This window comes from Sporolactobacillus kofuensis (assembly GCF_024125425.1).
Taxonomy (GTDB): Bacteria; Bacillota; Bacilli; order Bacillales; family Sporolactobacillaceae; genus Sporolactobacillus; species Sporolactobacillus kofuensis.
The window spans coordinates 102705-118755 of the sequence record NZ_JAMXWN010000002.1; the positions used below are offsets into that span (position 1 = coordinate 102705).

At 40.0% G+C, this 16051-nt stretch carries 14 protein-coding genes; 12 read left to right on the forward strand and 2 right to left on the reverse strand.

Going from position 1 to position 16051, the window contains the following annotated elements:
- Nucleotides 1-11: 11 nt before the first annotated feature.
- From NIE32_RS01995 to NIE32_RS02010, 4 genes are all read left to right on the forward strand, one after another.
- Entirely contained in the window at nt 12-869 is an 858-nt protein-coding gene (locus NIE32_RS01995; protein WP_253052491.1) for an ABC transporter permease, read from the forward strand.
- Between the two features lie 29 nt (nt 870-898).
- On the forward strand, nt 899-1936 hold the full coding sequence (locus NIE32_RS02000) for an ABC transporter ATP-binding protein (protein WP_253052493.1): 1038 nt from the start codon (nt 899-901) through the stop codon (nt 1934-1936).
- A 2-nt stretch (nt 1937-1938) separates the two neighbouring features.
- Nucleotides 1939-2790, forward strand: coding sequence for an ATP-binding cassette domain-containing protein (locus NIE32_RS02005; RefSeq protein ID WP_253052495.1), 852 nt, complete (start codon nt 1939-1941; stop codon nt 2788-2790).
- Nucleotides 2791-2952: 162 nt separating this feature from the next.
- Entirely contained in the window at nt 2953-4362 is a 1410-nt protein-coding gene (locus NIE32_RS02010) for an amidase (protein WP_253052497.1), read from the forward strand.
- A gap of 48 nt (nt 4363-4410) precedes the next feature.
- On the opposite strand, the gene NIE32_RS02015 is transcribed toward NIE32_RS02010, so the two are convergent.
- A complete protein-coding gene (locus NIE32_RS02015) occupies nt 4411-5061 on the reverse strand; it encodes a FadR/GntR family transcriptional regulator (protein WP_253052499.1) in 651 nt (216 codons plus the stop codon).
- 70 nt (nt 5062-5131) lie between these two features.
- Here NIE32_RS02015 and NIE32_RS02020 point away from each other — a divergent pair, with 70 nt between their 5' ends.
- Complete coding sequence (locus tag NIE32_RS02020) at nt 5132-5851, forward strand: FadR/GntR family transcriptional regulator (RefSeq protein ID WP_253052501.1); 720 nt, start codon at nt 5132-5134, stop codon at nt 5849-5851.
- A gap of 177 nt (nt 5852-6028) precedes the next feature.
- On the opposite strand, the gene NIE32_RS02025 is transcribed toward NIE32_RS02020, so the two are convergent.
- Nucleotides 6029-6658 carry a GntR family transcriptional regulator gene (locus NIE32_RS02025; RefSeq protein WP_253052503.1) on the reverse strand — a complete coding sequence of 210 codons (630 nt, stop codon included), beginning with the start codon at nt 6656-6658 and terminating at the stop codon, nt 6029-6031.
- A gap of 272 nt (nt 6659-6930) precedes the next feature.
- Between NIE32_RS02025 and garR the strand changes: the two genes are divergently transcribed.
- From garR to NIE32_RS02060, 7 genes are all read left to right on the forward strand, one after another.
- Nucleotides 6931-7851, forward strand: coding sequence for a 2-hydroxy-3-oxopropionate reductase (gene garR, locus NIE32_RS02030; RefSeq protein ID WP_253052505.1), 921 nt, complete (start codon nt 6931-6933; stop codon nt 7849-7851).
- 3 nt (nt 7852-7854) lie between these two features.
- Complete coding sequence (locus NIE32_RS02035; RefSeq protein WP_253052507.1) at nt 7855-9309, forward strand: four-carbon acid sugar kinase family protein; 1455 nt, start codon at nt 7855-7857, stop codon at nt 9307-9309.
- 42 nt (nt 9310-9351) lie between these two features.
- A complete protein-coding gene (locus tag NIE32_RS02040) occupies nt 9352-10191 on the forward strand; it encodes a class II fructose-bisphosphate aldolase (protein WP_253052509.1) in 840 nt (279 codons plus the stop codon).
- A gap of 74 nt (nt 10192-10265) precedes the next feature.
- A complete protein-coding gene (locus NIE32_RS02045; protein WP_253052512.1) occupies nt 10266-11585 on the forward strand; it encodes a gluconate:H+ symporter in 1320 nt (439 codons plus the stop codon).
- Nucleotides 11586-11904: 319 nt separating this feature from the next.
- Nucleotides 11905-13056: a PucR family transcriptional regulator gene (locus NIE32_RS02050; RefSeq protein WP_253052514.1), complete on the forward strand. Its 1152-nt coding sequence runs from the start codon at nt 11905-11907 to the stop codon at nt 13054-13056.
- Between the two features lie 118 nt (nt 13057-13174).
- Entirely contained in the window at nt 13175-14539 is a 1365-nt protein-coding gene (locus tag NIE32_RS02055) for an aminotransferase class III-fold pyridoxal phosphate-dependent enzyme (RefSeq protein WP_253052516.1), read from the forward strand.
- A gap of 137 nt (nt 14540-14676) precedes the next feature.
- Nucleotides 14677-15906 (forward strand): Zn-dependent hydrolase, encoded by a 1230-nt coding sequence (locus tag NIE32_RS02060; protein WP_253052518.1) that lies wholly within the window; start codon nt 14677-14679, stop codon nt 15904-15906.
- Nucleotides 15907-16051: the final 145 nt, after the last annotated feature.

The window sequence follows — 16051 nt, forward strand, 5'->3', positions numbered from 1 at the left end:
GGTGCTGCTGAATGAATACAGAACTTAGCTGGGGTAGCAAAGTAATGAGGATCTTCGGAAAGGATAAAACTGCTGCTCTAGGAATCACGATTATTATCGTTACGGCACTAGTTGCTATTTTTGCAGATTGGCTCTCACCATATGGGCCAAATTCAGCTGCTGATACTGCGCAACGGTTGGCAATGCCGGGAACTGCTGGTCATCTCTTCGGAACAGATGATCAAGGCCGTGACATCTTAAGCAGAATTATATATGGAACACGAACCTCATTGTTTTCTTCCATTGTTCCGGTAGTAATTTCAGCTGTGGTCAGCATGTGTCTTGGAATTATTGCAGGTTTTTTCCAAGGGAGAATTGGTAACTCACTAATGAGGATTATGGATGTATTTTTTGCATTTCCTTCAGTTTTACTTGCAATAGCTATTGCTGCGATTCTTGGACCAGGTTTATTAAATGTATGTATTGCTATGGTTATTGTGAGAATTCCATATATGACTCGAATTGTCTACACAGATACTATTCAGGAAATGCAAAAAGAATATGTGGAAGCATCTAGAGCATATGGGATGGGTAGGGCTGCAGTCATGTTTCGTGAAATTATGCCAAATGTTTTACCTTCTTTAATCGTTTATTCAGCAACTTTATGCGGTGTCACGATTGTCACCGTTGCAGGACTAAGCTTTATAGGATTGGGTGTACAGCCTCCAACTGCAGACTGGGGTCTCATGGCAAGTGAGGGACAAAATGTATTAATGCAAGGAGACCCTTATGTTACTTTGTTTCCTGGATTGGCAATAATTATCCTGGCATTTGCGTTTAGTACCCTTGGCGACTGGTTAAGAGATTTATTGGATCCAACGCAAAAATGATGAGTGGTGAAAGGAGAGTGATTTAGCATATGAACATGATTGAAAAGACGGATAGTCAAGATCCGGTATTGAATATTGAACATTTAACGACAAAGATCAAAATATCTTCGGGTGAAGTTAGTGTTATAGAGGATATTAATTTGAAGTTAAATAAAGGTGAAATTATGGTCGTTGTTGGTGAATCAGGCTCAGGCAAGTCGATGACCATTAATTCAATCATGCAGCTCATTCCTAAGAAACTTCTAAAAGGTTATGAAGGGTCAATCAAATTAGATCAGTCTGACCTTCTAACTATGAATGACCGTGATAAATGGAAATTAAGAGGAAATAAGATTTCATTAGTTACTCAAAATGCTATGACTTCCCTTGATCCCTCTTATAGGGTTGGAAAACAAATTGTAGAAATTATACTCGCCAGTCAGCATGTCTCAAAGGCAGATGCTAAAGGAAAAACTATTGATTTATTAAAGAAAATGGGAATTGAGGATCCGGAGAGAATTTATCAGTCTTACCCTCACCAACTCAGTGGTGGGCTAAGACAAAGGGTTATTATAGCGATGGCATTATCTTGTAATCCGGAAATAATTATTGCAGATGAACCAACATCTGCTCTTGACCCAACTGTTCAATTACAAGTGTTGGATTTATTAAAGGATGTTAATCGAAACTTTGGAACCACTATATTGATGATCACACATGATTTTGGGGTTGTTTCTTACATGGCAGATAAAGTGGTTGTCATGTACGCTGGGCAAATTGTTGAAACGGGATTAGCAAAAGATGTCATAAATGATCCACAGCATCCGTATACAAAAAGTCTATTAAAATGCATACCGGATCTAAAATGGATATACAGTAATTCGAATAATAATACTTCATTATTCAATATTCCAGGAGAAGTACCAGATTTAACAAAGAAAATTACAGGTTGCCGCTTTGCTGCTCGGTGCTTTAAAGCTGTCGCTCAATGCTCTCAAATTCAACCAGAATTGAAGAAAGTTAATGCTCTAAGTTCAGAGAATAATATGGAACATTTGTCACGGTGTATCTTTGCCAAGGAGGATTAAGAATGATGACAAAAGCTGATGTCCCACTTGTGAAAGTAGATCATTTGATTAAATCTTTTGGTGGAAAAAGAAGTTTGTTTTCTAAGAGTAAAAGCATTCATGCGGTCAAAGATGTCAGCCTTTCAATCAATCGAGGTGAAACTTTTGGATTAATTGGAGAATCAGGTTCAGGGAAGACGACAATTGGAAGAATGATCATGAAGCTTATGGATCCTACAGATGGTCAAATATTATATGATGGAAAATCGATCAGTCATTTCTCAAAAAAGGAAATGAAAGACTATCGCTCAAAAGTTCAGATTATTTTTCAAGATTCTGGTTCTGCATTTAATCCACGGCGACCAATCGGCAAACAGATTGCCTATCCACTTATTAAAAATAAGAAATATAGTCAAGATGCGGCCATGAAAGAAGTTTATCATTGTTTGGAAATGGTTGGCCTGAGAAAAGATTTTGCGAATCGTTATCCACATCAATTATCCGGCGGTCAACGCCAAAGAGCTGGAATAGCTAGAGCTCTTGTACTTCATCCTGAGTTTCTTGTATTAGATGAACCTGTTTCGGCATTAGATGTATCTGTGAAAGCACAGATTGTTAGTCTGCTTGAAAATTTACAAAAAGAATTTAATTTTACCTATCTCTTTATCGCTCATAATCTTGACCTGGTAGCATACTTCTGTGATCGGGTTGCAGTTATGTATAAGGGAGAAATTGTTGAAGTAAATACAGCACAACAAATTTTTCGGCATCCGCAAAATAAAGTAACAAAAAAGTTGCTTGGTTCAATATTAACTCTTGATGGTAGTTTAAATGAAATCAAGAGTGAAGCTTATGAAATCAATTCTATTAATTGAAACGAACTATATTTAGTTTAGATGAAGGAGTGATTGGCAAATGGAATTATCACAATATCTAAAAGAAAATTTGGATGTAGAATCAAACTTCGAAGACGCCATGATTGAGCCAGCATTCGTTTATGATACCATTCAAATTTTTAGTGAAGAAGATGAATAATAATGGATCATTTATTTTTTGAAGACATCAGAAAAATTTCCCTACAATTGAAATCAGGATCAATTTCTTCGGTGGAGATCACTGAAAAGATGCTCGATCGGATTCATAAATTGGATCCTGCTTTGAATGCATATATTCAAGTCATGGATGGATCTGCTTTGGAACAGGCTAAGAAAGCGGATGACGAGATTATTCGTGGGAATATTCGTGGTCCATTACATGGGGTACCAATTGCAATTAAGGATATCTTTGAGACGAAAGGAAGCATAACAACAGCTGGTTCGAAAGTATTGAGTAAGTGGAAACCTGCTCAAGATGCAGTAGTTGTCAGCAAATTGAAAGATGCCGGTGCAGTGATTATAGGAAAGACTAATTTACACGAATTTGCAATGGGTTCTACAACCGAAAATCCCCATTATGGACCAACTCGTAATCCTTGGAATTTGACCAAGATACCCGGCGGATCAAGTGGAGGCTCTGCTGTTGCTGTGGCAGCTGGAATGTGTTATGGGGCACTTGGGACAGATACTGGAGGTTCGATCAGACTGCCTTCATCATTATGCGGTATCGTAGGTCTCAAGCCGACATTTAATCTTGTAAATCGTAAGGGCTGTGTACCGTTAAGCTGGTCATTTGATCATATTGGTCCCATGGCAAGAACAGTTGATGATTGTGCATTGATTCTTCAGGTAATCGTAGATCCGAAAATGATTCAAAATCATGGATTAGACCTTTCCATTGAAAATATCCATACGATAAAGCATCGTTCGATTAAAATCGGAATATGTAAGGAGTATTTTTTTGATGGAATCGAAGAGGAAATTCAGATGATTGTTGAGCAAGCTATGTACGACCTAGAAGCTATCGGTATTCAGTTTATCGACATAAAAATTCCGGGAATAGCAGAGGGGTTAAATGCTCAAAAAATAATCTCCAAATCTGAAGCTTATACATTTCATAAAAATACATTTGAAAAGTATCCAAATGATTTCGGAAAGGATGTTCAATTTCGACTGAATTCTGGATCTAAGGTTTTAGCATCAGAATATATTGAAGCCCAACGTGTAAGACGATCTTTTCTGGAAAATGTAAAAGAGGCTATGAAAGAATGTGATTATATTCTTTCGCCAACACATTCAATTACTCCGTTTGACGTAGGGGAAAGAAGTCCAGAGGAGAGCATTAATAATATTTTTGACTTAGGAAAGACCCCTATTGGAAATTTATTGGGTTATCCAGTATTAACTGTACCATGTGGATTCTCATCAAAAAAATTACCTGTTGGTATGCAGATCATTGGGAAACCGTATTCTGAAGATCAATTATTATCTATTGGAAAGCACTATGAAGAGGAACACCATTGGACAGAATATTTTGAACAAAACAATGCTTATCTAAAAATGAATCAGTGATCGCTATGTGATTTCTGCTGCATAAAAGGTATTCAACAAATGTTATGATCATTTAAAGTCTAGGTTTTCAAATAAAAGAAATAGTGCAGCAGAATCTTTTTGATGATATGCTGATAGAAATAATTGAAGCTCTTGAGTGTCGACTTCAGGTAAATTATCAAAGTATTGATGGTGCTGTAAAAATATACACGTTGAGGACCACAAATCTTGAAAACGAATATTGTCATTATTATTAATTAGCGTGTGGATCCAATTAATGAATGAATTGAAAAAGGGATGCATGCAATAACTGGATTCTTCATCATCAACGTACAGTTTTGTTTCTTGAGATGTTGAATGATCGGTTAAGGACTGTAATACAATTTTCATTGAACACATGAGAAATACACTGTAGTAAGAAATTAATTCAGAGTGGTCTATTTTAAAATGAAGTGTATTGCCAGGGATAATATAAAGAGGTGGAGCATTAACAAAGGTACCTCCACCTTGTTTGGAAGTAACGTAGCCTAACAACTCAAGAATTTTAATACTTTCTCGTATTGAGGAGCGGCTTACACCTAGTAATTGGCAAAGCTGACGTTCTGCAGGAAGTTTATTACCAGGTTTTAGACTGTTACTTTTTATAAAATGAATGATTTGTTTTGCAACTTGTTCAAATACTCTATCTTGACGATGTACAGTGAAGTTATTTTCGTCCACGTTCCCGCTCCTAAGCATTAAAGTGTGCTCGATCAAATCGTTTACGACAACCATAGAGAGTAGTGAAATAATGTCGTTTAAAATAATTAATAAGAAAAATTTATACGAAGAAATTGTAACGCAAATCGTTGACTTTATCCAGAGAGAGAATTTAAAGCCAGGTGATAAACTGCCTTCTGAAAATGTTCTTGCTGCAGATTTTAATGTAAGTAAGACTGTCGTAAGAGAAGCTTTAAGTGTACTGGCTGCTAAAGAAATTATAGAAAAACGCCCAGGAGTGGGAAGTGTTGTCAAAGAAATTAATGGATCAATCATGCTTGATGAAGTGACAAATAAATTGATCATGGGGAAGCAGTCTTTATTAGAAATTCTTGAATTTAGACGAGGAATTGAAGTAGAAGGTACAGCGCTTGCATCGAAAAGAATCACAAATGAGGAATTACTAGCTATTGAAGAAGCAAACAGTCAACTGATTTTAGCAAATGAACAAGGTAAATTAGGTATTGATGAGGATTTTCTCTTCCATAACTTAATTATACTTGCATCACACAATACGATTTATGAAAAAATGTTTGAAATGATGGCTATGTATTTTAAAGAAGCGGTTAAGATTACCAAACAACAATCAAAGAGTATGTCTTATCATTATTTCAAGATAGCTCAAGAAGAACACGTACAAATTATTAATGCTCTGAGGAAACATGATGAACATGATTCTCGAAAATATATATTAGAGCACTTAATAAAGAATGAAGATAAGTTATTGCATAACCAATTGGATCTTCCATAAAAGAATAATAGGACGTCCTTGTAAGAACGTTTACGATTAGTAATCGGATACTTAAGTCAGTTATTTTTCATCATTACCAAATGATTTGGGGTATAAATTCGGTTTTGATTGATTTGTAGATTAGTGTATTAGTGTATGCAAAAGAAGACCACAGACATGATGTGCTGTTGGTCTTCTTTAATTATTAATAAAATGCAGGGAAAAATCGAGATCTGCCTGAAGATGCTGGTTCATTAATTGTTCTGCTTTGTCTGCATCATGAGCTTTAATTGTCTCATAGATTGTTTCATGCTCGTCGATGAGAAAAGGGCGTTCACGGGTGACGACAGTGCGGCTAAAAAGATAAATGATTGATTTCATACTTTCAATGATATCGATCATGATCGGATTATTACTTGCACGAACAATTGTCTCATGAAATTGTTCGTTGGCACGCATGATTTCATCTAATGAACCTGTCCTTCCGATTTTGACGAACTCAGCTAAGCTTTCAAAATCCTTTTCTGTGAAGAACATTGCGGCACAACGCGCGGAATAACCTTCAAGCAAGATACGTACTTGGAAGGTATGACGTAATTCCGTTTCTGTTGGTTTGACGACAATCTTATTGACAATGAGATGCTCATGTTCAAGCCTTTGAATCGCCTCTCGGATCGGGGTTCGACTTACCCCAACCATCGTTGCGATTTTACCCTCTGTAATTCGTGCTCCGCTAGGGAGATCTCCGTTTAAAATCATATCTCGTAGCACTTCATAGGCTTTTGAAGCAGCGGAAGTCTGCTGGGAATCATCTGAGTTATTCTGCATGAGCGTCACCTTTTTCCAATCCGTGGTATGTAAAATCTTATCCAATTATAGCAAAGTGGTGATGACATTCCATAATACCTACTTAGATAAATATAAAAAAATAAAAAAGTAAATGATTGATATCACACAAAGATGAGGATATAATGAAATATACAGAACGAATTAAATTGTATACATTAATAGTGATATTTGTATACAACTATTTTTTTATAATAAATGAAAGCGCTTATATATGTTCTGTGAAACTATGAATCTATTTGGAGGTTAGTGGGATGGAAAAAACAATTGGTTTTATCGGTTTGGGAATCATGGGCAAACCTATGGCACGCAATCTGATTCGAGCAAATTATTCATTGATGGTACACGATCTCAATCGTTCGGCAGTTGATGAATTGGTACAATTAGGCGCATCAGCTGCGTCTTCTGCAAAAGAAGTCGCAGAAAATTGTAAAGTAATCATCACTATGCTTCCAAAAGGGCAACATGTCAAAATGGTTGCATTAGGATCAAATGGCATTATCGAGGGTGCACAACCGGGAACGATCGTTATCGATATGAGTTCGATTACTCCGGCAGAATCAATAGACATTGCAAAAGGACTTGCTGAACATAAGATTGAAATGCTGGATGCGCCGGTGAGCGGCGGTGAACCAAAGGCGATTGATGGTACGTTAGCAATTATGGTTGGTGGTAATCAGACTGTTTTTGAAAGCGTTCGCAATGTTCTCGATGCCATGGGAGCGAGTGTGACATTAGTTGGTGGAACAGGGTGCGGTTCAACTGCAAAACTAGCAAATCAAATCATCGTTAACTTAAATATTGCGGCAATGTCTGAAGCACTCGTTCTTGCTGCAAAGGCTGGGATCAATATTGAAAAAATGTACGAAGCAATTCGTGGTGGCCTTGCGGGTAGTACGGTATTGGATGCAAAGGTGCCGATGATTCTCGAACGCAATTTTAATCCCGGAGGAAAAATTGCGATCAATATGAAGGATATTACTAATGTTATCGCAACGTCACATGATCTCGATGTACCGCTTCCGTTGACGAGTCAACTTTTAGAAATTTTTCATGCGCTAAAGGCTGATGGAAAGGTCAATCTGGATCACAGCGGCATCATACAATTTTACGAAAAAGTAGCAAACGTAACAGTAAATCGTACCAATGAAAAACTAGTAGCGAAGAAGGGTTGATCGATGGTGGATTCGAAAATGTTAACTATGGATATCCTAAACCGTTTGCCTGTTATTGATAAAGAACTTGCAGAACACATGTTGAACAAAGAGCTCGCTGATTTTACACCTAAGATTGTTGTCCTCGACGATGATCCGACCGGTGTTCAAACCGTGCATGATGTCTCGGTATATACGGATTGGTCGCAAGAGAGTATTGATCTAGGGTTTCAGGAAGAAAACTCAATGTTTTTTATTCTGACCAATTCCAGAGGATTTACCCATGAGGAAACTGTTCGTGCACATAGGGAAATCGCTGAACATATTGTCAACGCTTATAAGAAATTTAATCGGCCGTTTCTCATCATTAGTCGCGGAGATTCAACATTGAGGGGTCATTACCCTACAGAAACTCAGGTGTTGAAAGAAACGATCGAGAAAATGACGGATCTCTCTTATGATGGAGAATTGATCATGCCGTTTTTCAAAGAGGGTGGGCGTCTCACCTATAACAATATTCACTATGTACAATATGGAGAAGATCTCGTACCTGCAGGAGAGACGGAATTTGCCAAAGATCGAACTTTTGGTTACAAGAGTTCTCACTTAGGTGAATGGATTGAGGAGAAGACAAACGGTGACTATACGGCCGATGAAACAACGTATCTCTCTCTTGATCAAATTCGAAATCTGGCAATTGATTCAATGACAAATCAACTCTGTTTAGTGAAGAATTTCAACAAAATTGTAGTTAATGCTGTAGATCAGTCAGATGTCTTGGTGTCTGCGATTGCTTTTGTCCGAGCAATAAAATCGGGGAAAAATTTTCTGTTCCGTACCGCAGCAGCATTTCCTAAGGCGATTGGCGGTGTTTCAGATCGCGCGCTTCTGTCCAGTTCAGAACTTTGCCCTAATGATTCTGATCATGGCGGTTTGATTATTGTTGGTTCTCATGTTCAAAAGACAACGAATCAACTCCAAGAACTGAAAAAAAATCCAAATATTACTTTTATTGAATTAGACGTTCAATTGATTATTAATGATTCAACGGCAGACCAGGAGCTAAGCCGCGTCGTTCATCAATGTGAAGAGCAAATTAGAAAGGGTCAAACGGTGACTGTGTATACGAGCAGAAAGCGCATTGATCTAGGGCCTGGGAAAAAGGAAGAGGAATTGAAATTATCCGTAAGCATATCGAACGCGGTAACACGGATTGTCCGCGATCTCAAGGTTCAGCCAAGTTATGTGATCGCCAAAGGCGGTATCACATCAAGCGATATTGGTACAAAAGGTTTAGGTGTGAAAAAGGCAAAGGTACTTGGCCAAATTCTACCAGGGATCCCTGTTTGGCAAATCGGTAGTGAAAGTAAATACCCTGGCATTTCCTATGTCATCTTCCCTGGGAATGTTGGAACTACTTCGGCACTTCGAGAAGCTGTGGATATTTTAGAGAAACAAAAAACAGAATTTTCATCATAAACACATCTCCATCTATGTGATGGTGCGATAGGAGGATCATTGATGCTCGTCAATACATTAGAATTGTTGCAAGTAGCGCAGAAAGAAAAGCGAGCGATCGCTGCTTTTAATGTATACAATATGGAGACTGTCCAAGCTGCATTTCGTGCAGCAGAAGAAGAGAGGCAACCGATCATTCTCGCATTAGGTGAACGCTACTTGCCCATTGTCCGAATGGATGCTTTCTCGGCCATGGTTAAGACATTGGCAGCAAAGACAAACCTACCTGTTGCTCTGCATCTGGATCATGCGGAGCACAAATCATCAATTATTGAAGCCATTCGTTGTGGATTCACATCGGTGATGTATGACGGTTCAAAATATAATTTGGAAGAAAATATCATCAAGACAAAGGAAATCGCTGAATTGGCTCATCTGGTGGGTGTTTCTGTTGAGGGAGAGGTTGGTTCCTTGAAGAGAGGAAGCTACTCCGATGAAGCAGAGGGGGAGGGAGTGCTCACTGATCCACACGATGCTCAACAATTTGTAGAACGTACAGGAATCGACTTTCTTGCTGCAGCAATCGGCACCGTTCACGGTATGTATCAAGGGGAACCGCATATTGATTTGGCGCGATTAAGTGCAATCCGTGAATCTGTATCCGTTCCATTGGTTCTTCATGGGGGATCCGGCACACCTGATGCGGTTATTCGTGAGGCAATTCAACGTGGCATTACAAAGATCAATGTCAATACAGAAATATCCATTGCAGCGGTACGTAGTTTGCAAAACTCTTTTGAGACGCATTCAACTGCACATTTATCGACACATACTTCGAAAATGCAGATTGCAGCAGAGCTGGCAATGAGAAAGTTTATACGCCTATTTGCAAACGTTTCCTAAAGAATCTGATGCTTAGGGCTCATGTTGTGCACAGTATTTGCTGAACCTTATTCAGAAATAGGAGGAAGAACATCATGCCGATCGTTATTGTCTGTATTGGAGTTGCTTTGTTGCTATTATTGATGATTGTATTGAAAGTAAACGCTTTTATTTCGTTAGTACTGGTATCTGTTGTTGTAGGTATTATGGAGGGAATGGCACCGATTGACGCGATCACTTCGGTTAAAACCGGTCTGGGAAGTACTTTGGGAAACCTAGCGATGGTGCTTGGTTTTGGTGCGATCCTCGGTAAATTGATGGCAGACTCGGGTGCTGCGCATCGCATTGCGATCACTCTGATTAATCGATTTGGGAAAAAATATGTACAATGGGCAGCGGTACTCACCGGATTTATTGTCGGTATTGCACTTTTTTACGAAGTAGGTTTTGTAATCTTAATTCCACTTGCTTTTACAATTGCCATCGAAGCTGGATTACCGATTCTCTATGTTGGGATGCCCATTGTAGCGGCGTTAATCACGGTTCATGGTTTCTTGCCACCACACCCAGGACCAACAGCAATCGCTTCAGTTTTTCATGCCAATCTTGGCAAAACATTATTATATGGCATTATTCTAGCGATACCTGCGGTTATTGCAGGTGGACCGCTTTTTACAAAACTATTTAAGATGAAAGATTTACATGCTGAAATTCCAAAGGCACTTTTTAATCCGAAACAGTTCACAGAGGAAGAAATGCCGAGTTTCTCGATCAGCCTATTTACGGCTATTGTTCCGGTCATTTTAATGTCTGTTCAAGCTTTAGTAGAAATCTTTTTCCCGAAATCACCACTCTTGAGCACAGTGACCTTTTTCGGTGAACCATCAATCGCTTTACTGATTTCAGTTATTATTGCTTTCTTTACACTTGGCATTTTCAGGGGCATGAAGTTACAAGAAGTGATGAAATCAGTACCGTCGGCAATTACATCAATTAGTATGATTCTACTTATTATTGGTGGTGGCGGTGCATTAAAACAGGTGATTATCGATAGCGGAGTCGATAAATATATCGCTCACATCATGCAAGGGAGTACACTATCACCGCTTCTATTGACTTGGCTTATCGCTGCCATTCTGCGTATTTCCCTAGGTTCGGCGACCGTAGCGGGGTTAACGGCAGCAGGCATATCTGCTCCACTCGTTGCGATGACTCATGTTAGTCCGGAACTCATGGTGATTGCTACCGGAGCCGGCAGTATTACATTCTCTCATGTAAATGATGCAGGATTCTGGATTTATAAAGAATATTTTAATCTCTCGATCGGAAAGACACTAAAAACCTGGTCGGTTATGGTGACTATTCTTTCGCTCGTTGGCCTGGCTGGGGTGCTCATATTAAACATGTTTGTGTAAACGCTTACTATAAATAAAAATAATTATGCTGGTCCATTAGTTACTTCGTTAACTGATGGGGCAGCTTTTTTTGATGGATGTGATGTTTTCGTAAGTAAGGATCAATCATTCCCCATTTTTTACCCTGCTGAAATTAGACATTGTCAAGGGATCGCTTTATAGTGAAACTATTAATATGTGACAACATTGGCACAATTCAAACATATGAATATGGTTTTATTGCTTTTTATTTATTTCTAAAATCTTGGATACCTTTCATGGTATTACTTCCCTTTAATCACTGATGATTTTGTTGAACTTGGTTCCATGGAGGTATGTGATGATCACACTGAATCATGTGTTTGCGTTGCCTGAACTTGCACCAATTAAACTTGTAGCCGGGAAAGAGGGCATTAGTCGGCCGATTACCGGCGTTAATGTCATGGAAAGTGACCGATTAATTGAATTTTTTAAAGAAAATGAGTTGCTCGTGACAACGGGGATTAATATGGGAAGGGATGAGCAGAAGGTCATTGCGATGGTGCGGCAGGCATTTGATCGCCATGCATCCGGTATTATTCTTAATGTTGGTCCATACATTCCTCGGATTCCGGATCAGGTGATACGATTTGCAGATGTGCATCAGTTTCCGGTCTTTGAAATGCCATGGGTGTACAGGGTGGCTGATTTTGTGAAAATCACCGTGCAGTATCTGGCCATGGCGGAGCAGACGCATACGCAAACGAAAGATGCACTAGCGAAGCTCCTATATCATCATGTTTCGAGTGATGATGTTGCTCATGCGTTTACACAATTAAACATAAAAATAGATGGATCGTTTGCAATTGTTGTGTGTACGCTTGGTACGGATCAGAGCATTCCGCCTGCACTCACTTATATAATAGAAGGAGAATTTTCGAAAAAATATAAGCTACTTGCATCGATTCGGGAAGAGCATCAGATGATCTACTTAGTTGAGCCTATAAGTGGAACGGATGTGTCACTTTCGAAGATCGTGCGAAAGATCAACGAAAAAAATAGAAAGAAACCCGGAAGTGCTCAAGTGTTGGTTGGATCAGGGCATGCGTACACGTTAATGGAAACTGCGAAAAGTTATCAAGAAGCGCTGACGGTGATTCGTCTCGCTAGACGCCATCCAAATCTTGGTGTCTATGAATTTAGCGAACTTGGCGCGTATCAAATGCTCATGGATGTACACGATCGTCGTGTTCTCGAACGTCATTATCAGAAATACCTGGGCTTATTAAGTCGGTATGATCAAATACACGAGACAGATTACGTTCCGTTCTTGCGCGTCTTCCTTGAAGAGGATGGGAGAACGGCAAATATCGCACATCGAGAATTCATTCATCGAAATACAGTTCTTTATAAAGTGAAAAAAATCGAATCGATTCTTGGCGCAGATCTGTGTCGGCCATTTGTGAAAACTAACTTACTCCTTGCTTTTATGATTGAAGATCTGAGGGATTAATGTGCATTTGCTTTGTGCAGATGCACATTAATTTTTGTCAGAATGTTCATTGAATTCAATCTACGTAGGTTTATCATTGTATTATATTATTTAGACAATGGATTGGAGATGGTGCTTCATGGAACAAATCGATGACCAGCAGATTAAAGCAGACGACCGGCGCTATGTTTTACACTCTTGGTCAAAGCAAAAAGCAATTCATCCGAGCATCATAAAAAAAGCTGAGGGAATTTTTTTCTGGGATGATTCCGGTAAGAAGTTCTATGACATGAGTGCACAACTTGTGTATCTGAACGTTGGCCATAACCATCCGAAATTAATGGAAGAGTTTAAACATATTGGGGATATTCCGTTTGCATCTCCAGGATTTGCGACCGCATCAACTGCTGAATTGGCGCGCAAGATTATTGAAGTGGCGCCTAAAAATATGGCGAAAGTATTCTTTGCGAACGGCGGAGCGGATTCTAATGATCATGCGATCAAGATCGCACGCATGGTCACCGGTCGTTATAAAATATTCTCGCGCTATCGTTCTTATCATGGGGCAACATTTGGCGCTGGAAATTTGTCGGGAGAGAATCGTCGCTTCGCCGTTGAACCCGGACTGCCTGGTTTTATTAAATTTGAGACTCCTCATCTCTATCATGAAAAAATAGATTTTGAAAGCGAAGAAGCAGCATCTGACTTTTATCTTGATCGATTGGAACATCAAATTCTTTATGAAGGTCCAGAGTCGATTGCCGCAATTTTCATGGAGACGATTCCCGGAAGCAATGGGGTTCTGATCCCGCCAAAGGGGTACATGGAAGGTGTACGCGCGCTATGCACAAAATACGGCATTTTGATGATTTGTGACGAGGTCATGTCGGGTTTTGGGCGAACAGGGAAAATGTTTGCAGTCGATCATTTTAACTTGGAACCGGATATGATGACATTCGCCAAAGGTGTGACTTGTGGGTACAACCCGCTCGGAGGTGTCATTGTCAGCAGCTCCATTGCCGATTATTTTGATGATCATGTGCTCTTGACCGGACTGACGTATAGCGGGCATACCGTATCCACACAAATCGGTTGCGCAACACTCGATATTTATAAGAACGAACATTTAGTAGAACATGCGGCGGAAATGGGCCATGTGCTTGCGGAGCGGTTAGAGCAACTCATGCGTTTTGCTTCGGTCGGTGAGGTGCGCCATCTTGGTTTGTTTGCGGCGGTAGAGCTTGTTAAGGATAAGCAAACCAAAGAACCCTTGATGGGTTATGGAAAGGACTATGGCAAGGATACTGAAGGCTTGATGAAAAAATTTGTTGGTCTACTTATGGAACAAGGTTTCTATACTTATTCTCATGACTCTCATGTGATGATTGCACCACCGTTGATCATCTCAGAGCAGCAAATACATGAAGCGATGGATCTGTTTGAACTTGCACTGATCAAGTTTGAAAAAGAGCTTTTTTCTGATCATCCAGTGGTGGCAAAGTAAACTTAGGGATTCTTTTTGTTACTGGTGAAAGATAATTTTTTTGAAAATTGGCGAACGTGAAGGAAGTTTATTCGAAACCAATGGAGTGCCGCTCATGAGATGATTCTCAAATCGAGTGGGGTGGGAGGTGATCGTTGTTGCAGGAACAGAAAGTATTAATCAATGGGGAACGTCTGAGGAAAACAATCGAAAAATTCGCTCATTTCGGCCGAACTGACCATAACGGTGTGACACGTTTGTCCCTTTCAGCGGAGGATGTCGAAGCAAGGGACTACCTTGTTTCGTGTTGTAAAGCGATTGGCATGAGCATCAAGATCGATGATGTCGCTAACCTCTACGCGACGATGGAAGGACTTGAGGATCGTCCGCCTCTGGTGATGGGTTCGCATCTGGACTCGGTGAAAAAAGGTGGACGGTTTGATGGCGTACTTGGGGTTCTTGCTGCATTGGAAGTGGCACGGACACTGCATGATCATCATATTAAGCCGAAGATTCCATTTACGCTTGTGGATTTTACAAATGAAGAAGGGGCCCGCTTTGATCCTGCAATGATGTGTTCCGGCATTATTACCGGCAAATTCAAGAAGTCGGAAATGCTTCAGAGTTCGGATTCAGAAGGTGTGACATTCGGTGAGGCATTGACTGCGAGTGGGTATGAAGGCGATGCAGCAAATCGATTGCAAGAAGCAACCGCTTATCTTGAAATGCACATTGAGCAAGGTCCGGTTCTTGAAAGTGAGAACTTGGAAATCGGTGTTGTTGAAGGTGTTGTCGGGATGGTGAATTATGAAATTGAAGTGACCGGCGAATCGGATCATGCCGGCACTACACCCATGTACATGCGCAAAGATGCACTGTTTGCAGCAAATGATGTGATTTCGGCATTGCGTGAGAAACTGAGCCATCTGGATCGAGAACTGGTCTACACGATTGGCCGGATGGTGGTCACACCAAATATTCACACGGTGATACCGGATCGAGTCGTTTTTACATTGGAGGCGCGCCACAAGGACCCGGAAGTGATTGCGCAAGTGGTCCAAGCGATCAATGATCTGCCGGAGCAGCTTGAGGGTTGCACGGTGCGTACGCGAAAGTTGTGGGGACGCAATACAGTTCAATTCGACAGGAATCTCTGTGATCAACTTGAATGTTCGGCACAGGGGCTGGGGTATTCCTACAAAAAGATGTACAGCGGTGCCGGGCACGACGCGCAATACATTGCAGAGTACATGCCAACAACAATGATTTTTGTCCCGAGTATTCATGGGAAAAGTCACTGTGAAGAAGAATGCACAAGTTATGAGGATTGCATAAAGGGGGTGAATGTGGCCTTAGATACCGTACTTTCCATACTTAACGGCCATTAAGCCATGATTTGCAATCATGATCATTTATTCTTTTTACGATCGTACATGAAAAAGATAGATAAGAAGCTTCTGCTTCGATAGAGGATACTTAAGTAGAGTAATCTGATGGTTGTCTGCAACGCCACTTATCTTAGGGAGGAATTCA